General features: G+C 66.7%; 26 protein-coding genes and 1 pseudogene. 11 read left to right on the top strand and 16 right to left on the bottom strand.

What is annotated here, in order from left to right; all coding sequences use genetic code 11:
- Positions 1-125: 125 nt before the first annotated feature.
- From IG196_RS19405 to IG196_RS19385, 5 genes are all read right to left on the bottom strand, one after another.
- Complete coding sequence (locus IG196_RS19405; protein ID WP_192192524.1) at positions 126-1,592, bottom strand: amidohydrolase family protein; 1,467 nt, start codon at positions 1,590-1,592, stop codon at positions 126-128.
- A gap of 61 nt (positions 1,593-1,653) precedes the next feature.
- A complete protein-coding gene (locus tag IG196_RS19400) occupies positions 1,654-2,415 on the bottom strand; it encodes a sulfite exporter TauE/SafE family protein (RefSeq protein WP_192197087.1) in 762 nt (253 codons plus the stop codon).
- A 2-nt stretch (positions 2,416-2,417) separates the two neighbouring features.
- Positions 2,418-3,671, bottom strand: coding sequence for an MFS transporter (locus tag IG196_RS19395; RefSeq protein WP_192192522.1), 1,254 nt, complete (start codon positions 3,669-3,671; stop codon positions 2,418-2,420).
- A gap of 83 nt (positions 3,672-3,754) precedes the next feature.
- The gene (locus tag IG196_RS19390; RefSeq protein ID WP_192192521.1) at positions 3,755-4,651 is read right to left on the bottom strand and encodes a polysaccharide deacetylase family protein; all 897 of its coding nucleotides are present in this window, start codon (positions 4,649-4,651) and stop codon (positions 3,755-3,757) included.
- 28 nt (positions 4,652-4,679) lie between these two features.
- Entirely contained in the window at positions 4,680-5,399 is a 720-nt protein-coding gene (locus tag IG196_RS19385) for a fumarylacetoacetate hydrolase family protein (protein ID WP_192192518.1), read from the bottom strand.
- A 122-nt stretch (positions 5,400-5,521) separates the two neighbouring features.
- On the opposite strand from IG196_RS19385, the gene IG196_RS19380 reads away from it, so the two are divergent.
- From IG196_RS19380 to IG196_RS32290, 9 genes and pseudogenes are all read left to right on the top strand, one after another.
- Positions 5,522-6,499 (top strand): AraC family transcriptional regulator, encoded by a 978-nt coding sequence (locus tag IG196_RS19380; RefSeq protein WP_225616733.1) that lies wholly within the window; start codon positions 5,522-5,524, stop codon positions 6,497-6,499.
- Positions 6,500-6,687: 188 nt separating this feature from the next.
- Positions 6,688-8,124, top strand: a complete 1,437-nt coding sequence (locus IG196_RS19375; RefSeq protein WP_192192516.1) for an SGNH/GDSL hydrolase family protein — start codon at positions 6,688-6,690, stop codon at positions 8,122-8,124.
- A 176-nt stretch (positions 8,125-8,300) separates the two neighbouring features.
- Complete coding sequence (locus tag IG196_RS19370; RefSeq protein ID WP_192192513.1) at positions 8,301-9,209, top strand: LysR substrate-binding domain-containing protein; 909 nt, start codon at positions 8,301-8,303, stop codon at positions 9,207-9,209.
- 232 nt (positions 9,210-9,441) lie between these two features.
- On the top strand, positions 9,442-9,873 hold the full coding sequence (locus IG196_RS19365) for a PaaI family thioesterase (RefSeq protein ID WP_192192511.1): 432 nt from the start codon (positions 9,442-9,444) through the stop codon (positions 9,871-9,873).
- 125 nt (positions 9,874-9,998) lie between these two features.
- Complete coding sequence (locus tag IG196_RS19360; protein ID WP_192192508.1) at positions 9,999-11,168, top strand: CaiB/BaiF CoA transferase family protein; 1,170 nt, start codon at positions 9,999-10,001, stop codon at positions 11,166-11,168.
- 51 nt (positions 11,169-11,219) lie between these two features.
- Positions 11,220-12,191 (top strand): Bug family tripartite tricarboxylate transporter substrate binding protein, encoded by a 972-nt coding sequence (locus IG196_RS19355; RefSeq protein ID WP_192192506.1) that lies wholly within the window; start codon positions 11,220-11,222, stop codon positions 12,189-12,191.
- 23 nt (positions 12,192-12,214) lie between these two features.
- Positions 12,215-12,988 carry an enoyl-CoA hydratase gene (locus IG196_RS19350; RefSeq protein WP_192197085.1) on the top strand — a complete coding sequence of 258 codons (774 nt, stop codon included), beginning with the start codon at positions 12,215-12,217 and terminating at the stop codon, positions 12,986-12,988.
- Positions 12,989-12,995: 7 nt separating this feature from the next.
- Positions 12,996-13,162 (top strand): annotated as a pseudogene (locus IG196_RS32100) (TraM recognition domain-containing protein); the annotation flags it as partial.
- Between the two features lie 194 nt (positions 13,163-13,356).
- Positions 13,357-13,680: a hypothetical protein gene (locus tag IG196_RS32290; RefSeq protein WP_318646637.1), complete on the top strand. Its 324-nt coding sequence runs from the start codon at positions 13,357-13,359 to the stop codon at positions 13,678-13,680.
- Positions 13,681-13,895: 215 nt separating this feature from the next.
- Here the strand turns inward: IG196_RS32290 and IG196_RS19335 are convergent, their stop codons facing one another.
- The 7 genes from IG196_RS19335 to IG196_RS19305 all read right to left on the bottom strand — a co-directional run bounded on the left by IG196_RS19335 (position 13,896) and on the right by IG196_RS19305 (position 20,721).
- Complete coding sequence (locus IG196_RS19335) at positions 13,896-15,260, bottom strand: FAD-binding oxidoreductase (RefSeq protein ID WP_192192501.1); 1,365 nt, start codon at positions 15,258-15,260, stop codon at positions 13,896-13,898.
- 8 nt (positions 15,261-15,268) lie between these two features.
- The gene (locus tag IG196_RS19330; RefSeq protein ID WP_192192499.1) at positions 15,269-16,087 is read right to left on the bottom strand and encodes an ABC transporter permease; all 819 of its coding nucleotides are present in this window, start codon (positions 16,085-16,087) and stop codon (positions 15,269-15,271) included.
- A complete protein-coding gene (locus IG196_RS19325; protein WP_192192496.1) occupies positions 16,084-16,914 on the bottom strand; it encodes an ABC transporter ATP-binding protein in 831 nt (276 codons plus the stop codon). The genes IG196_RS19330 and IG196_RS19325 overlap by 4 nt, the downstream gene beginning before the upstream one ends.
- A gap of 13 nt (positions 16,915-16,927) precedes the next feature.
- A complete protein-coding gene (locus IG196_RS19320; protein ID WP_192192493.1) occupies positions 16,928-17,911 on the bottom strand; it encodes an ABC transporter substrate-binding protein in 984 nt (327 codons plus the stop codon).
- 67 nt (positions 17,912-17,978) lie between these two features.
- Positions 17,979-18,842, bottom strand: coding sequence for a creatininase family protein (locus IG196_RS19315; RefSeq protein WP_192192490.1), 864 nt, complete (start codon positions 18,840-18,842; stop codon positions 17,979-17,981).
- Positions 18,843-18,870: 28 nt separating this feature from the next.
- Positions 18,871-20,160 carry an amidohydrolase family protein gene (locus tag IG196_RS19310; protein WP_192197084.1) on the bottom strand — a complete coding sequence of 430 codons (1,290 nt, stop codon included), beginning with the start codon at positions 20,158-20,160 and terminating at the stop codon, positions 18,871-18,873.
- Positions 20,161-20,355: 195 nt separating this feature from the next.
- Positions 20,356-20,721, bottom strand: a complete 366-nt coding sequence (locus tag IG196_RS19305) for a YybH family protein (protein WP_192192487.1) — start codon at positions 20,719-20,721, stop codon at positions 20,356-20,358.
- Positions 20,722-20,796: 75 nt separating this feature from the next.
- On the opposite strand from IG196_RS19305, the gene IG196_RS19300 reads away from it, so the two are divergent.
- Positions 20,797-21,171 carry a winged helix-turn-helix transcriptional regulator gene (locus IG196_RS19300; protein ID WP_225616732.1) on the top strand — a complete coding sequence of 125 codons (375 nt, stop codon included), beginning with the start codon at positions 20,797-20,799 and terminating at the stop codon, positions 21,169-21,171.
- Between the two features lie 17 nt (positions 21,172-21,188).
- Here IG196_RS19300 and IG196_RS19295 read toward each other — a convergent pair whose 3' ends face one another.
- The 3 genes from IG196_RS19295 to IG196_RS19285 form a co-directional block, all read right to left on the bottom strand.
- Positions 21,189-22,298: a hypothetical protein gene (locus IG196_RS19295; protein WP_192192485.1), complete on the bottom strand. Its 1,110-nt coding sequence runs from the start codon at positions 22,296-22,298 to the stop codon at positions 21,189-21,191.
- Positions 22,299-22,431: 133 nt separating this feature from the next.
- Positions 22,432-23,064: a TetR family transcriptional regulator C-terminal domain-containing protein gene (locus IG196_RS19290; protein WP_412556391.1), complete on the bottom strand. Its 633-nt coding sequence runs from the start codon at positions 23,062-23,064 to the stop codon at positions 22,432-22,434.
- A 164-nt stretch (positions 23,065-23,228) separates the two neighbouring features.
- Positions 23,229-23,489, bottom strand: a complete 261-nt coding sequence (locus IG196_RS19285; protein ID WP_192192480.1) for a hypothetical protein — start codon at positions 23,487-23,489, stop codon at positions 23,229-23,231.
- Positions 23,490-23,604: 115 nt separating this feature from the next.
- Here IG196_RS19285 and IG196_RS19280 point away from each other — a divergent pair, with 115 nt between their 5' ends.
- Positions 23,605-23,913 (top strand): hypothetical protein, encoded by a 309-nt coding sequence (locus IG196_RS19280; protein WP_192192478.1) that lies wholly within the window; start codon positions 23,605-23,607, stop codon positions 23,911-23,913.
- A gap of 14 nt (positions 23,914-23,927) precedes the next feature.
- On the opposite strand, the gene IG196_RS19275 is transcribed toward IG196_RS19280, so the two are convergent.
- Complete coding sequence (locus IG196_RS19275) at positions 23,928-24,161, bottom strand: hypothetical protein (protein ID WP_192192476.1); 234 nt, start codon at positions 24,159-24,161, stop codon at positions 23,928-23,930.
- Positions 24,162-24,293: the final 132 nt, after the last annotated feature.

Raw genomic sequence — 24,293 nt, 5'->3', positions numbered from 1 at the left:
GGGACACGGAGCAGCCTTTGACGCGGAGTAGACCAGCGATCCTGGGTAGCCCTTTCTTGCAACGCATTAGACCAAAGTCCTATGGCCGACGCGACCGGCGCCCGCCTGCGATAGGCCTCAGGGCCTCAGGCCTTCAGGGCCTCACTCGCCGCAGCGCGAATCCGGTCCGCCGATTGCCGCGCGCGCCGCATGATGCCGCGCGTGTCGTAGGCCAGCAGCCGCCCGTTGCGCTTCACGATGCGGCCGTCGACCATCACGGTGTCGACGTTGGCGGCGCTGCCGCTTTGCACGATGGCGGTCTCGACGTTGCCGACCGGGCCCATGTTCAGGTCCTGCGTGCGCACCAGGATGATGTCGGCGCGCTTGCCTTCGGTGATCGAGCCGGTGACGTCGCCCAGCCCCATGGCGATGGCGCCGTTGAGGGTCGCCATCTCGATCGCCTCGGGCACGCCGATCGCCTTCGACTGCGCGCTGGGCGTGCTGGCCCACGGCACGCCCAGGTTCCAGGTGAAGCGCATGGCCTCGAACATGTCCGGCGGTGCGATGGAGGTTGCGTCGCTCGACAACGAAATGGTCAGGCCCGCGTTGCGCATCGCGAAGAGCGCGGCACGTGCGTCGCCGGTGCTGCTGAGCCGCAACTCGGAGTGCGTGGCAAAGGACAGCGGCGTTTTCGTGCGTGCCATGGCCGCCAGGTCGGCGGTGCTGGCGGGCACGTAGTGCGCGAGCATGAAATCCGGGCCCAGGTAGCCGCGCCGTTCGTAGTCGACCGCATCGACGTTGTTCGGTGCCTCCTGCGGCGCGTGGATCGCAATGGGCAATCCACTGGCCTTGGCGGCCTTCATCTCTTCGTGGAACACGGCGTCGGTGCTCTGCTGCGGGCCGCGCAGGTTCAGCCCCAGGTGCACCAGCCCGTCGAACGGCGAGCGCTCGCCGAACCACTCGCGCCGCACGCGCGCCAGGTCGTCGTAGCGGTTGAGTTCGTCGGCGGGCATCTTGTCGACGTGGCCGTAGGCGTAGCGGGCGCGCAGCAGCGCGTGCTGGTGCGCACGCAGCTCGGCATCGGCATGGGCCGGGGAGCGGGTGTTGTGCGACCAGTTGTGCACGGTGGTGGTGCCGCCGTTCGCCAACTCGGCGCAGCCCAGCATCACGCTGTTGTAGAAGTCGTCGGGCGTGTAGAGGGTCGAGGTCGCGTTCTTGGCGGGGTAGTAAGAGAAGCCGCCGTCGCGCGCGGTGAAGCTGCGGCCGATGGCGCTCCACATGTGATAGTGCGAATTGACGAAGCCCGGCATGACGATCATGTCGGTCGCATCGATGATCTCCGCGCCGGCCGGTGCGCTCAGGCCGCGCCCGATCTTCTCGATCACGCCGTTGCGGACCCACACGTCGGCACGCGGCAGCACGCCCTTGCTGCGGTCGACCGTGATGACCGCGCCATTGCGGATCAGGTAGCTGCCGCGGCGGATGCCGGGCGATGCGGGCGCACGCGCGGTGCGGGCCGACACCGACGCCGAGCCGACGAGCGCCGGCGCACCGGTGGCGGCGACCATCAGCGCCCCTACAAAACGGGTGAAGTCTCTCTTGGTTGTTTGCATGTCCAGACCCAGTAGTTGCCAGTGATTGAAGTGATGGAAAGAAGAGGAAGCGAAAGCCCGCTCAGTACGCCTTGAGAAGAAAGGCGGCGGTCATTGCCAACCCCGTCAACACGACGAAGCCGCGCACCACCTCGGGTTTCAGTCGCCGTGCCGCCATGCCGCCGGCATAGCCGCCGACCGTGGCACCGAGGGCCATCCACAGCGCGTAGGTCCAGACGATTGCGCCACTGGCCGCGTAGATCGCGACGGCGATCAGCGTCAGGATCGCGGAGACGAAGTTCTTGATGCCGTTCATGCGCCCCATGTCGGTGTGCCCCAGCGCGCCGAGCACGGCGAGCAGCAGGATGCCGAGGCCGCCGTTGAAGTAGCCGCCATAGACCGCGACCGCGACGATGCCCAGGTCGGCGAGCCAACGGCCCCGCGGCTTGTGGTTGTTGTCGGCGGTGGCGATCCTGCGACGCACGAGACCGGGTCCGATCGCGAAGAGCAGCGTCGCGGCCAGCAGCAGCCACGGCACGATGCGGGCAAAGACATGGTTCGAGGTCGACAGCAGCAGCGCCGCACCGGCCGCGCCGCCGAGCACCGACAGCACACCCAACCGCAGGAGCGAAGGCGACATCGGGCCCGAAAGTTCCTTGCGCAATGCCCATGCGCCGGCCAGGTAGCCCGGCAGCAGCGCGGCCGTGCCTGTGGCATTGGCCGACACCAGCGGCACGCCGACCATCGCCAGTGCCGGCAGCGTCAGAAAGCTGCCACCGCCCGCCACGGCATTGAGCGCACCGGCCAGGGCCGCGGCGCCGCCGAGCAGCGCCCCGTCGAGCAGCATCACGACTTGCGCGCCGGCAACGACATGCGGTCGGTGTGCAGCAGCAGCGTGAGCCCCACGCCGACCGCCGCCAGCAGCGTGATCTGCGCCAGCCCGGCCGTGCTCCAGCCGAAGCGCGAGGCGATGCCGCCGATGACGAAGCCCGCGACCGCACCCGCGCCGTACAGCGTGGTGACGAACACGCCCGTGGCGCGGCTCGTGAGTGAGGCATGCACCGCCTTGATGTGATACCCCGCCAGGTTCACGTACAGCACACCGCTCACCACGAAGCCCCACGCGAAGGACAGCGCCGACTGCACCACCATGTCGGTCGGGCCCGAGAACATCAGGAAGCCCAGCAGGCCGGTGCCCACGAAGCTCGCCGAGAGCACGAGCTTGGGATGGAAGCGGTCGCCGAGCCAGCCGCCGAAGATCGACGCGAACACGCCGAAACCGAAGGTGCTCATCACGCGGCCGGTGTCCGCTGGCGTGTAGTGCAGGTGCTCGCGCAGGAAGGTCGGGTACATGCCCAGGTAGCCGTAGATGCAGAGCCCGCCGATGACGCTCATGCCGGTCAGCAGGGCCGTGTTGCGGTTCCACAGCGTGGTGGCGCCGCGCTGGTCGGTGCGCCCGCCGGTGGCCGCCACGTTCTCGGTCATGCGCTTGCTCACGGCGAGCGCGATGATCGCCATGGCCGCGAAGCCCGCCACGCCGAACACGATGAGCGGCAGGCGCCAGTCGCGCTCGACGCCGATCAGCTGGCCGCCGAGCAGCGGCCCCAGGATCGCGCCGATGCCGAAGGAGAAGTTGATGGCGCCCACGGCGGTGGCCCGGTAGCGCGCGAAGTAGCTCGCGGCAATGGCGATCACCACCGTCAGTTGCATCGCCTCGCCGATGCCGGTCACGGCGCGGTAGACGATCATGTCGGCGAAGCCGTGCGAGTAGGCGGCCAGCAGCGTGCCCAGCGAGAAGATCGCAATGCCGATCTGCAACACCGTCTTGCGCGACAGCCGCGCCAGCAGGTAGCCCGTGGGAACGCCGGCCACCGCCATGCCCAGCGTGAAGATGGTCGACAGCAGGCCGGTGTCTGCCAGGCTGAAGCCGAACTCCTTGCGCACGTCGGCGGCGATGAGCGGAAAGATCTGCCGGTCCATCGCGTTGAGCGCGTACGAGGCGAGCAGCACCAGGAACATGCCGATCTCCAGCGCGGTGATGGGCGCCTCGCGGCGCGCGCCACCGGCGGCTGGGGAAATGACCGAGGTTGAGGAATGCACGTGTCGTCTCCTTCTCGTCGAGCGAGAAATCTGTTTGTTGTTCGTTCGTTGCACGGGGTCGCCGGCGCTGTGCCGGCGAAGGTTCACACCGCGGTGCCTGCGGGGCTTGCGGGGCTTGCGGCGCCGTACCAGTCGAGGATCTGCTCGCCGGTCATGAAGGCCACGTCGTCGTGTTGCTGGATGTGCGCCAGCGCCTCGCGGAAGTAGCGCAGGCGATGCGGCGCGCCCATGATGTAGGGGTGCACCACCAGCGCCATGACGCGGGCCGAGTCTTTCGCGTCTGCGTAGAGCTGTTCGAACTGGTCGATGGCGCGGTCGCGGTACTCGCTGGCCTTGTGGTGCTGGATCAGCATCATCGCCACGTCGTTGCATTCCTGCGTGTAGGGCACGTTCACGATCGCGCCGCCGTCGCGCGTCTTCAGCCGCACGGGTTGGTCGTCGAGCACCCAGTCGCACACGTACTCGTAGCCTTGCTCGGCCAGGATGTCGGGCGTGTGCCAGGTCTCGGTGAGCCCCGGGCCGAGCCAGCCGCGCGGGCGCTTGCCGGTGTAGGCGCGAATGGCCTCGGTGGTCTTGGCGATGTCCTCGACCTCGTCGGGCACCTTCTGCATGTTGCGCTGCCCGAAGCCATGGCCGATGAACTCCCATTGGCGTTCCTTTGCCGCCTTGGCGATGGGCTCGTAGGCGCCGATGGCCGACCCGTTGATGGCGAGCGTGGCGTTGATGCCGAGCGCGTCGATCACTTCGAGCATGCGCCAGAAGCCGACGCGGTTGCCGTACTCGTGCCAGGCCCAGTTCGGAATGTCGGGCATCGGCGAACCGCCGGCCGGTGGCGTCAGCACGGTGCGGGGCATGGTCTCGTCGATGTTCCATTCCTCGACGTTGACGATCACCCAGACCGCCAGCCGTTTGCCGCCGGGCAGCTTCAGTGCGGGACGGCCCGCGATGGACGAGTACGAGATGCGTTCGAGTGGTTTCATGGGGTCTCCGTGTGCTGCTGTTGCGGGCTCAGACGATCTCGACCTGCAGGGGCGCGAGCCCGTCGATGCGGCCGGTGAGCTTGTCGCCGCGTTGCACCGGGCCGACCCCTTCGGGCGTGCCGGTGAAGATCAGGTCGCCGGGCAACAGGCGGTATTGCTTCGACAGTTCGCTGACGATTTCATGGACGTTCCAGATCATCTTCTCGAGCACCGAGTCTTGCCGCACCGCGCCGTTCACCGAGAGGTTCAGCGTTCCCGAGCGGATGTGCCCGACCTTCGCCACCGGATGGATCGGGCCGCAGGGCGCCGAGTGGTCGAACGACTTGCCCTGTTCCCACGGCAGGCCGCGCTTGTTGCATTCGCGCTGGCGGTCACGCCGGGTCATGTCCAGGCCTGCGGCGTAGCCAAAGACGTGGTCAAGCGCGGTGTCGGGCGACACGTTCGATGCATCGCTGCCGATGGCCACGACGAGTTCGAACTCGAACTGGAAGTCGTCCGTCAGCGCGGGGTAGGGCACGCGCCCGTCGGTCACCACCGAGTCGGACGGCTTCTGGAAGAAGAACGGCGGATCGCGCTCGTCGCCTTCCTTCATCTCCCGGATGTGGGCCAGGTAGTTGCGGCCCACGCAGTAGACGCGGCGCACCGGAAAGCGCTGGTCGCTGTCCACGATGTCGATGGAGATGGGCTGGACTTGAAGGGCGTCGGTACGGGTATCGGTCGCGCGCTCGGCCGTCGGGTGGGGGGACATGGGTTTGTCTCTCTGGATGGTTTGGAAAGGAGTGGCTAGAGTCTAGGAACGAGGCCTCCTCACCTCAACGCGCAGGCTTGCGCAAAGATATGCAATCCTTGCGATCTTGAGATCGACTCTTCATGCCACCCACGCCTTCCCCCGACGAATTCGCGCCGCCGCCCCGCGCCGGTGCCGCGCGTGCCGCCATCAGCAACTACACGATGGCGGCGCGGGCACAGCGCGCCTATTTCGGCATTCACGACCAGAGCAACTGCCTGCCGAATCCGGTGCCGCACCGGCACGAGTACTTCCAGATCTACGTCAACACGCGGGGCGAGACCACGCACTACATCGGCGGCAACCAGCGCGCCATCGGCGCCGGCACGGTGAGCTTCGTGCTGCCCTTCCTGGTTCACTACATCCCGAACGTGGCCGACGGCGTGTTCCATGTGATCAACATCAGCAAGGACTACCTGCTGCCGTCGCTGGACCTCGACGTGTTCGAGCTGTCGGAGGTGCCGCTGTCACGCGCACCCGAGCTCGCGCCTTTCCGGTTTCAGCATTGCCTGGATTTCCGTTTCGACGAGAGCGAGACCCAGCAGCTCCAGGCGCTGTGCGAACGCATGGCGCAGGAAGCGCAGCGGCCGCCGGGCGAAGACACCGCCAGCCACCTGCTCATTCGCAGCCATCTGCTCCACCTGATCGGCATGGTGTGGCGGCGCTACGGCGATGAGTTTCGCAACTGCGAGACGCAGGGGCTGGCCCTGCAGTCGTACCGGCCGGCGGTGCTGCGCTGCATCCGCTACATCAGCCGCAACCTCGCGCAGGAGTTGAACCTGGCGGACGCGGCGCATGCGAGCCATGTGTCGCCCACGCACCTGGCGCATCTGCTGAAGAGCGAGACGGGCAAGACTTTCCTGGAGCTGGTGACCGAACGCCGGATCGAGCGCGCCAAGACGCTGCTGGTGTTCACCGGCGCCTCTGCCGCGGAGATCGGTGAGAGCACCGGCTTCGGCGAGCCCACGCAGTTCGCGCGCCGTTTCGGACAGATCGTGGGGGCGACGCCTTCTGCGTACCGGCGGCAATTTCAGCGGGGTGGGAATCGGACGTGGGACTGACGGGCGCGGTGCTTCCTGGCATGCCCGGTGGCAGGCAGCCGCATCGCCTCCCTCTTCGACAAGTCGACGTCGACATCGACGCATGAAATTCTTGCCGCATAGGACTTTGGTCCCATGCGCGCGGCAAGCAGCCCTTCTAGAGTCGCCCGGCCGATCCGGCTTCAAGGCGCTCTATGTCCACTGCTTTCATGCGAACGAAATTCCTGCCCGGCCTGCTGGCCGCATGTCTCCTGAGCGCCTGCGGCGGCTCCGACGGTGTCGGTGTGGCCGCACCGGTGTTTGTTTCGCCGGCCCCGAGCGATCCGGTGGTGCCCGTTGCGCCGCCCGTTGCACCGCCCGTGAAGCCCACCTTCGGCGCGCAGGTCTCGTTTGGCGACAGCCTGTCCGACGTCGGCACCTACGCGGTCGGCGCGGTCAAGACGCTGGGCGGCGGAACCTTCACCGTCAACGGCGACCACACCGCGATCGATCCGGCGCTGACCGGTAAGACCTGGACCGTGGTGCTGGCCGCGCGCCTGGGTCTGGCGGCGCCCTGTGCTGCGCAGACCGGACTGGACGGCGACGCCTCCTCAGGCTTTGCCGTGCCGGTGGAAAGCCATGCGGGCTGCCTGGGGTACGCCCAGGGCGGTGCGCGCGTCACCCATCCGGTGGGGCCGGGCAACAAGCTGACCGGCAGCGCGCTGGGTGCGTTGACCGTGCCGGTCGCCACGCAGATCGCCAACCACTTGGCCATCTCCGGCGGTCGATTCAAGGCAGACGACATGGTGCAGGTGATGGCCGGCGGCAACGACGTGCTGCTCGAACTGGCCGCGTTGAATGCATCCGCCATAGCCGCGGGGGAGACCGCCGGCAGCACGGCGTATGTCAGCAACCTGGTGGGGTTGCTGGCGGCCGGTGCCACCAATCCAGCGACGGCTGCGCAGGCGATCGGCGCGGCCGCCGCCACCGCGCAAGGCAGCCCAGGCAGCACCCTGACCAGCGTGACCCAGGCCGCCATTGGCGCGGCTGCCGTGCAACCTGGCAATTCGGCCGTAGCCGCGGCTGCGGTGTGGGGGCCCATGGTGAAACAGGCGAACGCCGACGCTGCAACCGCAGGCGCCGCTGCGGGCACCGCCTACTTCAATGCCCACGCGCCGGACCTCGTGGACCGCATGACCACGGCCGGCGCCGAACTGGCTGCGCTGGTGAAAGACCAGGTCCTCGGAAAGGGCGCGCAGTTCGTCGTCGTCAACAACCTGCCGGACGTCGCCGGGACACCGGCCGGCCGCAAAGAATCGGCCGGAGGCCGGGGCTTGATCGCGGCGATGGTCCAGGCCTTCAATGCGCAGCTGGACACCGCCTTGTCGGGCGACGCCCGGGTGCTGCTCGTGGACGCCTACGCGCTGAGCCATGAAACCGCTGCCAACCCTGCCGGCTACGGGCTCACCAACGTCACCGACACGGCCTGCGACCTGAACGCCGCCAGGAATCCCCTGCAGAGTTCGCTGGTCTGCAACGGGTCCAACCTGAAGCCCGGCGACGTGAGCCACTACGCCTATGCCGACGAGGTGCATCCGACGCCGTACTACCACGCGCTGCTGGCCGGGTACGTGGCGCAGAAGATGGCGGAGCGCGGCTGGTTGTAAGGCCGTCTGTAGCTTCATCGCTCTGCCCAGCCTCGATTCAGCGCGAGAAGTCGAGAACGATGGGGTGCTCGCAATGCGCTCTTCATCACCCTCTATGTCGATGGCTGAAAATGGCTCGCCTTTGACATGAGCCCACGCTCGGAACACGGCGGCACCGGCCGATTGACGGAGGAGACATGAGATACGAACTGACAGACCTGAAGCTGTTCCTGGAAATTGCGCAGGCGCGCAGCCTTTCGATCGGTGCGTCGGCTGTGCACATCACGGCCTCGTCCGCCAGCTACCGCCTCAAGAACCTGGAGCAGGCACTGGGCACGGCCCTCTTCGTGAGAACGCCCCGAGGCATGGACCTGACCCCGGCAGGCGACGCCGTGCTGGCGCATGGGCGTGAGATCTTCCAGGGACTCGAACGCATGCACGGCGATGTCGGTCGCTTCATATCGGGTCTCAAGGGTCATGTGCGCATCGCGGCGAACAGCAGCGCGCTCAACGGTTTTGCGACCGCGTCCATCGGGCGTTTCCTGGTGCTGAATCCGGACGTGAACGCGGACATCGAGGAGCGACAGAGCGAGACCATACCCGCCGCGGTGCTCGCCAGGGAGGTGGACATCGGCATATTCGCCGGTCCCACGGAAGCCAGCGGACTGGTGTTGCATCGGTATGCCATGGACCGACTGATGATCGTCGTGCCGTCCGGACACGTGCTGGCGGGGGAGCTCGAAGTCAAGCTGGGTGCGGCGCTGGAGTTCGACTTTGTCTGCATGAGCCGCGCCAGCAGCAATTTCCTGTTCCTGCGTGACATGTCTCAGCGCATCGGCAAGCCGCTTCGAACAAGGCTGCATGCGCACAGCTTCGATGCGGTGTTGTCACTGGTGGCGGCTGGCCTTGGCATCGCGCTCGTTCCCACCAGCATCCTCGCCACACGACCCGCAGGCGTCGCAACCGTTCCCCTGGCGGAACCGTGGGCGCGGCGAGAGCTCAATCTGGCCGTTCGCATTGAAGGGCGCCTGCCTTCCTTCGCCGATGCCCTGGTGCAGTTCCTGCTCGAAGACCCTCGGGTCGCCATCACCCGCGAAGAGTCCTGAACGGGGTGGGACCTGTGCTGCGCGGCGCGTGCGAACAAGCCCTGTCTCGCCCACAGGTCGGTTTCAAACCATCGAAGGGCTGATTCGAATCTTTCGCATGGACCCTGTCCCTCGTGATTCCTAGACTTCGGGTCACTGCAGCTGCGCGCCCTCAGCGCTGCTGGAAGTTTCACGGAGACACCATGGCCCGTCTGTTGCAACGCCTCGTCACCGAAGGCCGGGCGCACTTTCTTTGACTGACGCGACCGCCCCGAGCGACGTGCTGCGTCCACCGGAGGGGTTCGAGCCCTATCCGGCCATCAGCCCCTTCATGGCATTGCTCGGGCCGCTGTGGGCGCGTCAGGAGACCGACGGCGGCATCTCTGTGGGTCTGTGGGTCCAGAACCACCATCTGAATCATCAGCAGGCTGTTCATGGCGGCATGGTGGCCAGCCTTGCCGACAACGCCATGGGCTACCAGGCAGCGCACGCATCTGGCGGCGCCGTGGCCACCGTGCATCTTTCCATCGACTACATGGCGCGGGTGAAGGAGGGCAGTTGGCTGGTGGTGTGCAGCCGGATCGACAGGCGGGGAAAGAAGCTGCTCTTCGCGGCCTGCACCGGCATGGTCGACCAGCAGCCCGTGTTCCGGGCCAGCGCGGTGTTCGCTGCGATCGGGCGCTAGTGGGGGGACCACGCGCCGCGCATCGCCCCGATTCGAAAGAGGCCAAGTCCGCGTTCGATGCTTTCGACTGGCCGTCCCGAGGCCCCGTTCCTAGACTCCAGCCCAACATTCCCAGCGGAGACTCCATGCTCGACAGCGCCCTCAGCGGCATCAAGGTAGTTGATCTTTCACGCATCCTGGCAGGGCCTTGGTGCACCCAGAATCTTGCCGATCTCGGCGCCTCGGTGACCAAGGTGGAGCACCCGGATCGGGGGGACGACACCCGCCAGTGGGGACCGCCCTACCTGGAGAACGAGCTGTCCGGCGAGCGCATGTCAGCCTACTTCTCCTGTTGCAACCGGGGCAAGCGTTCCATCAGCATCGACTTTTCGACGCCGGACGGGTTGGACGCAGTGCGGGAGCTGATTCGCGGCGCGGACGTCCTGGTCGAGAACTACAAGACCGGCACCCTGGCCCGGTATGGCCTCGACTACGAGAGCATTCAGGCCCTCAACCCGCGACTCGTCTACGTGTCCATCACGGGCTATGGGCAGACCGGACCGATGGCCGACAAGCCGGGCTACGACTATGTGTTCCAGGGCATGGGCGGGTTGATGAGCTACACGGGCCAGCCCGACGGACAGCCGGGTGCGGGCCCGTTGCGTACCGGGGTTGCGGTGGTCGACCTTGCGACAGGCATGTACGCCACCTCGGCGGTGCTGGCAGCCTTGTTCCAGCGGCATGCCACGGGCGTTGGCCAGTACCTTGACATCGCATTGCTCGACGTGGCCGTCGCACTCAACGCCAACCAGGGCGCCAACTACCTGATCTCCGGCAAGAACCCCGAGCGCAGCGGCAACGCGCACCCCAACTGCGCGCCCTACGAGGTCTTCCGTTGTGCCGATGGCCATCTGATCCTGGCCATCGGCAACGACGGTCAGTTCCGCCGCTTCTGCGCACTCGCCGGAAAGCCCGAATGGGCGGACGACCCGCGGTTCTCCACGAACGCCTTGCGCATCGTGAACCTTCCGGCCCTGCGCGCCATGCTGGCGCAGCTTTTCCCCACCCGCACGCGCCAACAGTGGAGCGATGGTTTCGACGAGGCTGGCGTGCCGTGGGGGCCCATTCACACGCTGCAAGAAGTCTTTGCGCATCCGCAGGTGCGGCACCGACGCATGCTGCAGGTGCTCGAGCATCCGCAACTGGGGCCCATCCCGACCGTGCGCAACCCGATGCTGAGCTGGCCGTCCGGCCGCCAGGCACAGACCCTTGCGCCGCCGCTTCTCCAAGACAGCGCCATCCGTCCCGCCGCGTAGCAACCCATCGGCTACCCCCAACCACCCCTTTCTCACCCTTCGACATTCACCATGAAAAAAAGAGACATCTTGCTGGTCGGCCTGGCCGTCGCTGCCGCCAGCCTGTCGCCCGCTCGGGCCGACACCTATCCCAGCAAACCCGTGCGACTGGTGGTGCCCTACGCGCCCGGCGGCACGACAGACCTGCTGGCCCGGATCATTGCCCAGCGGCTCCAGCTCGAACTCAAGCAACCGTTCGTGGTGGACAACCGTCCCGGTGCGGGCGGTTCCGTGGGCAGTGCCTACGCGTCCAAACAACCGGCGGACGGCTACACCTTGGTGATGGTGGTGGAGAGTTCGCATGCGGTGAACCCCAACGTCTACGACAAGACGATGTACGACCCCGTCAACGACTTCGCACCGATCAGCAACATTGCCGACGTGCCCAATGTGCTGGTGGTGAACCCCAAGTTTCCGGCGCAGGATGTGAAAGGGCTCGTCGCGCAGCTCAAGGCCAACCCGAAGAAGTTCTCCTTCGGGTCGTCGGGCAATGGCGGGCTGAGCCATCTCAATGGTGAAATTTTCAAGCACGTCACCGGCACCGAGATGGCGCACATTCCGTACAAGGGCCTGGGCCCTGCGCTCACGGATCTGATCGGCGGCCAGATCGATGTCGTCTTCGACAACATCCCTTCCTCGGCAGGGATGTTGCAGGCCGGACAGACGAAGGCGCTCGCGGTGGCGGCCAAGTCGCGCCTGAAGATTCTTCCGCAGGTGCCCACCTATGCAGAACTCGGCCTGCCCGCGCTCAACACCCCGTCGTGGTTCGGTATCGGCGCACCGGCCGGAACGCCTGCACCCGTGCTGGACATCCTGAACAAGGCGGTTCGCAGTGCCTTGGCCAACCCGGAAGTCATTGCCGCCATCGAGAAGCAAGGGGCCATTCCTTCTGCCACGTCGCGCGCCGAATTCTCGACTCTGATCGTCAACGAGAACGCTCGCTGGAAGAAGGTGGTCACGGACATCAAGTTCGAGAAGATGTGAGAGACCCGATGAGCGAAAAATCAATGAACGAAACCATCGAGTTGCACCATGCGGGAATCGATATCGACGATGTCGGCATCGCCACTGTCACGATCCGCCATGCAGGAAGCCTCAACATCCTCGGCACCCCGGTGATTGCGGACCTGAGACAGGCGTTCGATCATCTGGCCTCATTGGCCGGATTGCGGGCCGTGATCCTGCGCGGAACTGGCGACAAGGCGTTTGTCGCCGGCGCGGACATCAAGGAAATGGGCGCATTGACGCCGGAAACCGCCCGCACGTTCATCGACGGTCTGCGTGGTTTCTGCGAAGCCGTCCGTCATTGCCCGGTGCCGGTGATTGCACGGCTTTCAGGCTGGACGCTGGGCGGTGGACTGGAGCTTGCAGCCGCCTGCGACGTGCGCATCGCGTCCAACCGCGCGCAACTCGGCATGCCCGAAGTCAAGGTGGGCATTCCTTCGATCATCCATGCGGCGCTGCTGCCGCGCTTGATCGGCCAGGGACGCGCAGGCTGGCTGCTGTTGACGGGGGAGAACATCGACGCAGCCCAGGCACTGAGCTGGGCGCTGGTCGACGTTGTGGTGCCGCTCGATCGACTGGACGCGGAGGTCGCGCGCCAGGCCAGGCAGTTTGCAAGCTATGGGCCCTCGGTGGTGCGGCAGCAGAAGCGCCTTCTTCGCGAATGGCAGGCCTCGGATCTGGACACGGCCATCTCCAACGGCGTGAACGAGTTTGCTGCGGCCTTCGCCACCGGCGAACCCGCGCGCTTCATGGCGCCGTTTCTTCACCGCAAGTAGTTGCGATGGACTGCGCGCGTTTCTGAGCGCGCAGTCGCTCAACCAGATCGACAAGGCCTGCAGCCAGGACTCCCGATCCTGGACAACTGCCATGTGCGTATCGCCTTCGCGATCAACGGCCAGCGCACGGCCAAGCGCATCTCGGGGGCGCTGGGCACCGCGACCGAGCTGCGCACGTCGTCGGCTGCGGGCGTGTCGGCAGTCTCATTCCAGAGGCCTTGCGTGCCGTGCGTCCCATCGCGTGGTGGTGTGGGACCGCGACGAATCTGCGGCGAAGGCACTCGCTGCGCGGCTGTGCGCGCAGAACATCGAAGCGGCCGTTGCACCGGACCTCGCCCAGGCGGTGAACGACGTCGACATCGTGAGCTGTGCCACGCTCGCCACGCAGCCACCTCGACCTGATCGGCCGTTTCACGCCGCAGATGCGCGAGGCCGACGATGCCTGCTTTGCGGGCGCACGTCTGTTTGTCGATACGCAAGAAGCATTGCAAAAGAGTGGCGAACTGCTCGGGCCCATGTCGCGCGGCGTGTTCGCCACAGAAGATGTGGTGGGGGAGTTGGCCGATCTGGCTGCGGGCCGGATTCAGGGACGTGCTGACAGTGACGGCCGGACCGTCTTCAAGGCGGTGGGGACCGCCTTGGAGGACTTGGCCGCTGCAGTGGTGGTCTACGAGGCTTCCGATTCGAACTGAGGCACTTCTCTTCGTGGGCTGCCGCCGAGCGCCTGATGTCCGTGTTGCTCGCGCCGATGCGCAACGTCTTCCGGGAAGTGCGGCTGGTGCGCGACCTCCCGGAGGGCTTCGAGGCCGGGGCGGACGGCGTGGGCGTGCTGGACTTGGACCTGAACATCCAGGAGTTGGCGACCTTCCCGACGCAGAGGTTCAAGCACACCGCTCGTTGGTTGGCCTCAACCTTTGGCAGGCACCGGCCAGTCGCGCAGCTTGCCCGGGTTGAGCAGACCCATCGGATCGAAGCGCTTCTTCACCTCGATCACTTCGGGGGGCAGCGGTCCGCCGGCCTTGCCGTCTTCCACGATGTTCACGTGCGGGTTGTTGATGTGCACCTGGTGCGCGCGGTGGATGTCGATGATCTCGTTGAGCCGCTCCTCGGTGCTGAAGCGCACCAGTTGCAGCCCGCTGCAGGTCAGGAGGCCCGCCACGTTGCGCAGGAACTCGACGTGCATCAGGACCTCGCCGCCCAGCAGCTTTTCCATCTCGATGATCTGCTCGACATGTTTGCCGGGGATGAATCCGCTCTGCAGGTAGGTCAGCGTGGGGTCGATCTTCAGCGCGTGCAGCGTGGTGTGGTTCCAGGTGAACTCCATCAGCGTGCGGTTGCTCTTCTGCACCTCGGCCGCGGTCTTGCGGTAGCCGACGGTGCCGCCATGCGCTTCCACCAGCAGCATCATCGCGGGCTCGTTCGACTCGGCCACCAGCGACAGCACGGTGTGGCAGCCCTTGGGCAGGTGCGCAGCCAGCTGCGCGAGGTGGTCGGCGACCGGCGCGGCGAAGAAGGTCACGCCACGCTTGATGATGCCCGGCGCGTTCGCGAGCTTGTCGGCGAAGTTCAGCGCGTGCTCGAAGCTGTCGAAGGTCACCAACGTCTCGAGCCACGGATGGGCTGGTGCCAGCGCGATCTCCAGCTCGAGCACGAGGCCGTTGGTGCCCCACAGGTGGTGCATGCGCATGGCGTCGGGGCCGCGCAGCTCGACCACCTGCGGCTCGGCCTCGATGGTCATTGCGCGGATGCCGATCACGTTGCCCGGCGCGCTCAGCGGCCCGTAGTTGATCGAGCCCACGCCGCCGAAGCCGCCGCCGAAGAGGCCCCCTAAGGTCGCGCTGCGGTAGGTGGAGGGCACGCAGCGCAGCTCCTGGCCGGTGGGCTTGGTCTGCTTCTCGAGTTCACCCAGGCGGATGCCGGCCTGTGCGCGCGCCACGCCGGGCTGCACCCACAGGCAGGCGTTGTAGCCGGTCATGTCGAGCACGACGCCGCCTGCGAGCGGCGTGGTCTGGCCGTAGTTGCCGGTGCCGCTGCCGCGGATGGTGATGGGCACGCTGCGGCGCGCGCAGGCGCCCACCACGGCGCGGATTTCGTCCTCGGTGCGCGGGCGAACCACGACGTCGGCGCGCTTGTCTTTCAGCTGGCGCGTGAGCACCGGGCTGAACCAAGAGAAGTCTTGCGACAAGCGCGTGACGCGGCCCTCGTCGGTGATCCAGTCGAGGTCGGGGAGTTCGAGCAGCAGTTGTTCGATGGTGGAAGCGGGAGCGTTCATGGTCAATGTCAATCCTGGGAAAGTTCGCTCGCGTGCCACGAGCCCAGCGCCACCTTGGTGAGCCAGGCCATCAGCACGAAGAGCGCGACGCCGGTAAGAGAGATGAGCAGCAGGGCCGCGAACATGCGCGGAATGTTCAGCTGGAAGCCCGCCTGCAGGATCTGGTAGGCCAGCCCCGCACCCGAGCCGCCCGTGCCCGCGACAAACTCCGCCACCACCGCGCCGATCAGCGCCAGGCCGCTGGAGATGCGCAGCCCGCCGAAGAAGTAGGGCAGCGCGCTCGGAATGCGCAGGCGCACCAGCTGCTGCCAGCGCGTGGCGTGGTTCAGCTTGAAGTAGCTCTGCAGGTCGGGGTCGATGCTGCGCAGGCCCAGCGTGGTGTTGCTGATGATGGGAAACAGCGCCACCAGCGCCGCGCACACCGTCATGGCGGCCACCGGGTTCTTCACCCAGATGATGATCAGCGGCGCCACGGCCACGATCGGCGTCACCTGCAGCAGCACCGCGTACGGGAAGAGCGCGGTCTCGATGCGCTTGCTCTGCACGAACAGGAACGAGATCAGCACGCCCGCCACCGTGGCCAGTGCGAACGACAGCACCGTGATCTTCAGCGTGACCAGCAGCGCGCTGCCCAGCGGTGCCCAATCGGTCACCAGCGTCTGCATCATGAGATAGGGCGAGGGCACGAGGTAGGGCGGCAGCTCCATCGCCACCACCATCCATTGCCACAGCGCCACCAGCACCACGCCGATGAGCACCGGGTAGAGCACGCGCTGCACGCGCGGCTGGCTCAGCAGGGGCGCCGCGGGTTTGGTCGCTGTCTTCATGGCGCGGCCTCCTCTTCGGTGGTGCTGGCGCGCAGCAGGCTGTCCTGCAATTGCTTCGCGTAGCGCGCGAACCCGGGCGTGACCATGAAGTCGGCCTTGCGCGGGTAGGGTTCGTCGATCTGGAACTGCTCGACCACGCGACCCGGCCGCGCGGCCATCATCACCACGCGGCTCGACAAAAACACCGCCTCGTGGATCGAGTGCGTCACGAAGATCACCGTGAGCTTCTTCTTGCGCCACAGGTCGAGCAGGTCGGCGTCGAGCTTGTGGCGCGTGATCTCGTCGAGCGCGCCGAAGGGCTCGTCCATCAGCAGCAGATCGGGCTGCGTGACGAGGCCGCGCGCAATCGACACGCGCATCTGCATGCCGCCGGACAGCGCGCGCGGCAATGCGTCGGCAAACTTTTCCAGGCCCACCAGCGCGAGCGACTCCGTCACGCGCGCATCGGCTTCCTTGCGCGGTACGCCGGCCAGGTCCAGCGGCAGGCGCACGTTGGTCTGCACGCTGGCCCACGGCATGAGCGTGGCCGACTGGAACACGAACGACATCTTTCGCGTGCTGTCATGCAGCTGGCTCACGGGCTTGCGCCAGACCAGCAAGCGGCCGTCGCTGGGCTCGAGCATCCCCGCCACCATCTTGAGCAGCGTGCTCTTGCCGCAGCCCGAGGGGCCGAGCAGCGTGACGAACTCGCCCTCGGCAATCGACAGGTCCACCGGCAGCAGCGCTTGCGTGCCGTTGGGGTAGGTCTTCTCGGCCGAGAGGATTTCCACCGCGGGCACGGCGGGCGCCACCGGCGGCGCGAGGGTGTGGGGTTCGATGCGGTTCATGGCGCGGCGAGATTCAGGGCAAGACCTTGGCGTCCTTCACGAACTCGGTCGTGTAGGTCTTGGCCAAGTCGACCTTGGCCGGGTCGAGCAGCTTGGAGGCGACCAGGAAGTCGTAGCTCGCCTTGGCGCGCGCATCGGTGATCACGCCGATGCCGAACTTGGCCGCGTCGCCGCCCGTGACCATGCCCATCTCCTTCAGCTTGGCCACGCTGTAGGCGAGCTGGTCGTCGGTCATGTTGGGGTTGTCTTTCTTGATCAGCGCGTTGGCCGGTGCCGGATCGGCCAGGTAGCTCTTCCAGCCTTCGGCCGAGGCCTTCACGAAGGCGGCGACCTGCTTGCTGCGCTCCTTCACCGTCTTGTCCATGCACGACACGGTGACGGCGTAGGAGGGATAGCCGTGGTCGCTGAACATGAGCACGGTGCTCTTCACGCCGGCCTTCTGGATGGCGTAGGGTTCGGAGGTCAGGTAGCCCTGCTGCGCGGTGTTCGCGTCGGCCACGAAGGGCTGGATGTTGAAGGTGTAGGGGCGCGTCTGTTCGTCCTTCAGGCCGAACCGGGCCTTGAGCCAGGGCCAGTAGCCGCGGTTGGCCTGTGCGCCGATGAGCAGCGTCTTGCCCTTCAGGTCCTCGAACTTCTTGACGTCGTCGTGCGCGATGAGCACCTGCGGGTCCTTCTGGAAGAAGGCCGCCACGTTGACGACCGGCACGCCGCCTTCGCGCACCTGCATCATCTGGATGTCGCTCGATCCCATGATGCAGTCGGCCTGTCCCGCGGCCATCATCTGCGTGATGTTGACCTGCGGGCCGCCCATCTTGATGGTCACGTCCAGGCCATGCTTCTTGTAGATGCCCTGCGCCACCGCCTGGTAGAAGCCGCCGTGCTCGGCCTGCGCATACCAGTTGGTCATGTAGGTGAACTTGTCCTGGGCCTGCGCCGGTGCGGCAGCGGACAGGGCGAGCGCGGCGGCGCCGGCCAGGGAAAGAGCGAAGGAGCGCATGGTGGGAACCTCTCGAAGGCTGGGTGGAAGAACGGGTTGAAAAAAGATGGGCCGCTGCGGGCGCGGCTCAGGCGGGCTCGAACGACTGTTGAATGAAGCCCTGCTGGTGGCCGCGCTCCCAGGTGGCTTCTTCGCGCACGAGCCAGCGCAGCGTGTACAGCTCGGTCAGCGCCTGCGCCCAGCTGTCCGAGAGCGTGTCCAGGATTGCCAGGCCCTGTTCGCGCGTGGCGCTTGTGGGGTCGCCGATCACGCCGCTGGGGCCGAAGTCGCGCGCGGTCCATGCGCAGGCGGGGCGGCCGTCGGCCGACAGCAGCTTGATCGGGAAGGGCGGTGGAAAGTTGGCCACTGCGCGTTCCATGTGCACGGTGTCGGGGGCCAGCGCGAGCATCAGCGCGGTCTCGGAATGGCCCGCGTGCATCGCGAGTTTTTTCTCCTGCTCGCTGACCTGCTGGCTGGCCGCGCTGGGCAGGCGCGACACGCCGTGCGGCACGATCACGAAGTCGCCATGGCGCAGGCGCAGTTCGCGCGCCGCCATCTCCAGCACCTGCGGCTGGCCGCCGTGTCCGTTGGCGAACAGCAGTTTGCGAAAGCCCGAGCGGTACACCGACTCGCCGATTTCGATCACGGTCGACAGCAGCGTGGTGCCCGTGAGCGTCATCGTGCCGGGAAAGTGCAGGTGCTCCTCCGACTTGCCGTAGGTGATCGGTGGCAGCGCAAAGGCGCGCACCTCGGCCGGCAGTTTTTCGAGTGCCTTGCCCATCACGCCGGACGCGATGACGCTGTCGACCGAGCACGGCAGGTGCGGGCCGTGCTGCTCGATCGCGCCGCACGGCAGCACGATGACGGTGTCTTCGCGCTCGGGCAGCGCGGCGATTTCGGTCCAGCTCAGGTAGGGCAGGAAGCGGTGGGGCGGGATGTAGCCGTGGAGCATGGAAGGTCCTTGGGGTTGTTGGGTGAGGTCAGGCGATGGCGTGGGCGGCGGTGCGCCACGCGGCAGGCACGTCGCCGCGCGCGACGCGGCCGTCGCGCAGCACTACGCGCGATGCGGTGCGCGAAGGCCAGCCGAAGCGGTCGGCCTCGGTGAAGAGCACGAGGTCGGCCGGCATGCCCACCAGCGTGGGCCGCGCAGGCGAGGGCTCGCGCCGCAGCCAGTCGGCGCGGCACAGCGCCTGCGACCAGGTGTCGAAGGGCTCGTCGAGCTGTGCCACCAGCGCGGCCGTGCCCAGCGCCTCGACGGGGTCGAAGCTGCCGAGGCGGCAGAACGGGTCTTGCACGTTGTCGCTCGCGAACAGCAACGGAATGCCGCGCGCCTGCGCTTCCTTGACCAGCGTGATGCCGCGCTGGCGCGGCGTGCGCCCGGTGACGGCGTCCTGCAGCAGCAGGTTGGTGGCGGGCAGCGACACCACGGTGATCGGCGCGCGCGCCACGGCGTCCAGCGTGGCGAAGGCCTGTGCCTCGGGCTGGGCCGCGAGCGCGCAGAGGTGGCCGCAGACCACGCGGCCTTCGTAGCCGATCTCGCGCAGCAGGCGCGCGGTGGTCTGCAGGCCGACGGCCGCGGCGTTGAGTTCTTCGTCCACGTGCAGGTCGATGTCGAGGTCGCACGCTTGTGCCGACACCAGCAGGTTGCGCAGGGCGTTCTCGCTCCAGTTGCTGGAGTGCACGAAGCCGCCGAGCAGCGCGTGCGGGCCGGTGGCCTTCACTTGCTGCGCGAGGCGCAGGGCCTGCGCCGCGTCTTCGAACAGGGGCAGCTTGATGAGCGCGACCTGCTCCAGCCGGACCCGGCCGGCCCATTCCTGCGCCAGCTCGGCCATGACGGGCCACGCCATCGGCAGCGCGTCGGGCTCCCACCAGTCGACATGCGTGCGCACATGCGTCGTGCCGCATTCCCAGGCCCACTGCAGGCCACGCGATGCGCGCTCGCGCACATCGGCGGGCGTCCAGCGCACGCGGTCGGCCAGCATCGCATCGATCGCGCCGAGCAGGCCGGGCTGCACCTTTTGCATGCGCGGCAGCGTGAACGCCTTGTCCAGGTGCGTGTGCGCGTCGACGAAGGCGGGGAGGGCGAGCGTGCCGGCGAGGTCCCAGCCGGACGCGGGCGTGTCGCTGTCCGTCGCGGGCTGTACCGAGCGGACGCGGCCGGCCTCGATGGCGATGCGTGCGAGTTCGGGCACGCCGTGGCGCTGCGGCCAGTCGGTGGGCAGCAGCCAGCGCGGCAGCCGTGCGTGGTCCAGCAGCACGGGCGCGGCCATGCCGTTCACGCCGTTCATACGAAAAGCGCCCCCGCCGGGTGCACGGGGGCGCTTTTTTCCATCGAAAGGGAGCAGGCGGCGCGCGGTTGCATGAATTTGACCAATCAATCAGAGCAAGTGGTCAGGTTATGCAAACGGCGTGCCAGTCCGGGTGCACCGGACTGGGGCTCCCGCGGGCGGAAACCGGCCGGAGGGCTACTCGAGCGCGCGGTCGATCACATAGCGCCAGCCGCCGTCCGCCTGTCGGCGCGCCACCTCGACGCTGCTGCCGCGCGCGATCACGCTGCCGTCGTCGGCCTGGATCGTCCAGTCGGCCTTGAGCAGCGCGATGTCGCCGCATTCGGTGCAGAAGGCGTTGCGCGATGTCATGCGTCCCGGCACGCGGGTCAGCGCCTCGAGCGCCTGCCGCAGCGGTTCGCGCCCCTGCAGCGTGGTGGGCGAGTGGTGGGGGCGCAGCGCCGCATCGGGTTCGTACAACGCGAGCAGTTGCGCGAGGTCGCGGCTGTTGAACGCGGCGGCGAAGGCTTCGTTGATCTCGAAGGGGCGTGCTATCTTGGCCATGATGCAAAGGCGTGTCGTGGAGGGAGCGAAGCGCCAGTGGAGCACCGCTTCCCAGTGCTATCCAAACGGAAACCCATGACGATGACGATCTGCTCCAGGACGCCCCGGACCGCCGCCGCGCCGATGCCGCTCGATGCGCCGGCGCCCGTGCCGCCCTCGGCCTGTCCGGTCGAGGACTGGCTCGCGTTCCTCGGCCACCGCTGGAACGCGCTGGTGCTCTGGCACCTCAATGCCTCGGCGCTGCGCCATGGCGAACTGATGGCGCGGCTGCCGGGCATCACGGCCAAGGTGCTGTCCGAACGGCTGGCGCTGCTGCAGCAGCGCGGGCTCGTGCGTCGGGAGGCGGCGGCGGCTTTTCCGCGCACCGTGCGCTACACGCTGACGCCGCGTTCGCGCGGACTGCTGCCGCTGCTCGACGGACTCGAGCGCTGGTCGAAGCAGTCCGGCTGAGCGGTCGTCGTCCGCCCTCAGCTGCCGTCCGTGATTTCCTTGCCGTCCGGCGTCAGGCACAGCGGCCCGGTGCAGGACAGCGAGCGCAGGAACACGGGCGTGTCGGGCAGGCCGAAGTAGCGCAGGCCGAGCGCGGTCTGGCCGTTGGCCTGCGTCGCATTGGCTTCCTGCAGGCCGAACACGCTGTCGGGGTTGTCGAGGAACTCGTACTCGAAGCGGCTCGACTGCGTCGTGTCCTTCACGTAGAAGATGAACTGCTTCGAGTCCTCCATGAAGCGCGCCTTCAGCAGCCGGTAGCCCGCCGCGCCCTGTTCGCGGATCTGCGCCTTGACGTCGTCCTGGTCCCCGTCGACCACGCTCAGCGGGCTCAGCAAGGCCTTGAGTTCGTAGCGTGCGGCACTGCTCTGGTCCTTGACGAAGAACTGCTGCGTCAGCCCGCGCAGCACCGGCGTGGCCCACGGCCTGAAGCCCTGGGCGCCCAGCGCGTTCGCAAGGTTCGCGAAGTCGCCCGAGGTCGGCGGAATGTCGGCCGCCGCGAAGTCGAAGGTGGCCGACGAGCCCGCGTCCTTGCGGTAGAGCACGCCGAACTCGCCGTTGTTGTTCGAGTTGATGTCGATCATGCCGAGCAGCTTCACGAACACCATGCCCTTGGCGCCCTGCTCCTTCATCTGCTGCAGCAGGCGCGGCAGGCCGTCGCTCGACATGATGTCGACCTCGAAGCGCTTGTACTCGTAGGTGTAGGTGGTCTCGGTGTCCTTCACCATCATGAAATGGTCCTGCAGCGACACGATGTTGCCGCTCGCCAGGCCGTCGACATAGCGGTAGCCCGCGGCGCCTTCGCGGTTGAGCAGGGCGATGTAGTCGTCGTAGCGCTTCTCGGCCGGCTCGGTGGCCGGGTCCCGGTCCTGCTGGAAGTTCAGGAACTTGTAGTGGGCGCTGATCGCTGCCGGCGCTGGGGCGGGCGCGGGCGCCGGGGGCGGCGGCGGTGGAGGGGGCGGCGGAGGCGGCGGTGGGATCTGACCCGGCGGCGGCGGCAGCCCGCCCGACGGGCCGCCTCCGCCGCCACCCCCGCATGCCGCCAGCGCCACGGCGACCCCTGCTGCGGCCAAGAACATTCGTGTCTTCATGATCCTCTTCCTCCTGTGTACGGATGCACCAGGCCGGGACATCCGGCTGGGACGGTGCGAAGGTAGAGGCGCGGCACTGCGGCGAACAGTGTCAAAAGTCACTCGTCGAACAGGTCCTCCCCAGACGGGATGACTACGGTTTGATGCCGCAGCCGCCCAGCACGAAGGCCACCAGTTCCCGCGCGATCGGTTCGCGGTCGATCGGCGCTTCGGGCGGCAGGCCGAGCATCACGCGCGTCTGGATCGCGTAGTCGGCGTAGCTCTGGGTCATGGCCCAGATGTGCATCAGCAGCAGGCGCGCATCGAGCGGGCGCATCTGCCCGCGCGCGATCCAGCCGTTGATGATGTCGACCTTTTTCTGCGTCCAGGCCTGCGCGTTGGGCCAGTAGCGGTCGAGGTTGCGGCCGCCGTCGAGCACTTCGCGCGTGAAGATGCGCGAGATCTCGGGGTTGTCGAACGCGTGGTCGAGCTTCTTGCGGATGTAGTCGCCCAGCACCGTGGCCGGACCGCTGGCGTCCTCGAACGAGAACACCACCTTCCAGGCATGCAGCACCTGCATCAGCAGCTCTTCGTAGAGCTCTTCCTTGCCGGCGATGTAGTAGTGCAGCTGGGGCTTGGTAAGACCGGCGCGCGCGGCGATGGCCTGGGTCGACGTGCCCTTCAGGCCGTGCAGGCTGAACTCGGTCACCGCCGCCGTGCGGATGGCCGCCATGATGCGTTCGCGCCCCGGACGCGCGCGCGACAGCGGGCCGTCGGGGGCAGGCATTTCCTGGGCGATGGCAGGGGGCACGGAGGCGGTGTCGACGTTCATGGGCATGAGAGGGGCGGCGTGGCCCGGTCGATGGTAATCCTTGGGATGCCGCGCGATTCGGGTTGCGCCGGCCCGCGTCTGCCAGAGCGGGGCGACGAAACGCAGAGGGAGCAGGCGCATCACGGGAGCGCGACCTCTGTGCCGTCAGAGGCCACCATGATGCTGACAGTGGTGTCGGAAATCTCGATGGACACACCCATGTGGTGGGTCGGGTCGATGCGCGTCGTGACCATCTGACGCATGAGCACCCAGTCTCGCAAGTACTGCCTGTGCAGCACGGTGCTCAAGATGAATTTTTCCGGGTAGGCCCCCGTTGCACTCAGGTGGTCCGAGAACATCTCGGACATCGTCATGTAGAGGTGCAGGGGCCTGTCGGTCATTGCGAATCGCGATCAGGTCGATGTCGCTGTGGATGGGCTCGCCGGTCTTCCACCGTGCTCGAGTCCATCGTCACAGCACAAGGCATGCTGGCTATTGCATGTTCCCCTTGTTGTGTTGGTCAAGCCCACGCTGAAAGGCCGTTTTTCCGTTGTACGCCTGATCATTTTCCCGAAAGTATTGGGCGGCAGCCTGAAACTCCTTGGCGCACTGCTTGTAGTGATTGGCTGCCATGTGCCGGCGATTTTTTTCAGCCTCATGGGCGGCGGTTTCACATCTTCTCTTGTTGTCCATGGCGGTCGTCCAGTTGCTGGCGAGCGCATGAGAAGACACGAAAGCCAGCAAGATGGCGAGAGAAAATCGAATCATATGAACTCCTTTTTGACCTCGTTCAATCAAATGATGAATTGCAATCGGTTTTCCTGATGCTCGGCATCAGATCAACGCTTGCGCTTTCCGGTATTGATGTCTCTGAAGCATTGCTGCAGCTTCGCCGCTGCAGCCGCCAGTTCTTCGTTTTTGCATTCGGAAATGTCGTTCGCTGTTCTCCATTTCTTGTGGCAGCTTGCTCCTGCAATGTCATAGGCTCGCTGTTCCGGCTCACATTGAGCGAATACCAGCGACGACCAGACCGCGCCAAGCACGGCTGCACATGCAACTTTTTTTACGTTCATTTCAACTCCTTGTTTGCCAGTCTCTTTTTCATCTGTCCCCACTCGAAATCGCTTTGGTCCGAACGCTTTGCGGGAGGGCCGACGCGCAACTCGTGAGGCCCGCCGATAGCCAGTGAAACGTGGCACCGTTTT

The sequence above is a fragment of the Variovorax sp. 38R genome, from assembly GCF_014843395.1.
GTDB classification, from domain to species: Bacteria; Pseudomonadota; Gammaproteobacteria; order Burkholderiales; family Burkholderiaceae_C; genus Variovorax; species Variovorax paradoxus_H.
Note: the sequence above shows the minus strand (reverse complement) of the source record. Positions and strands in the feature narration are given on the sequence as shown.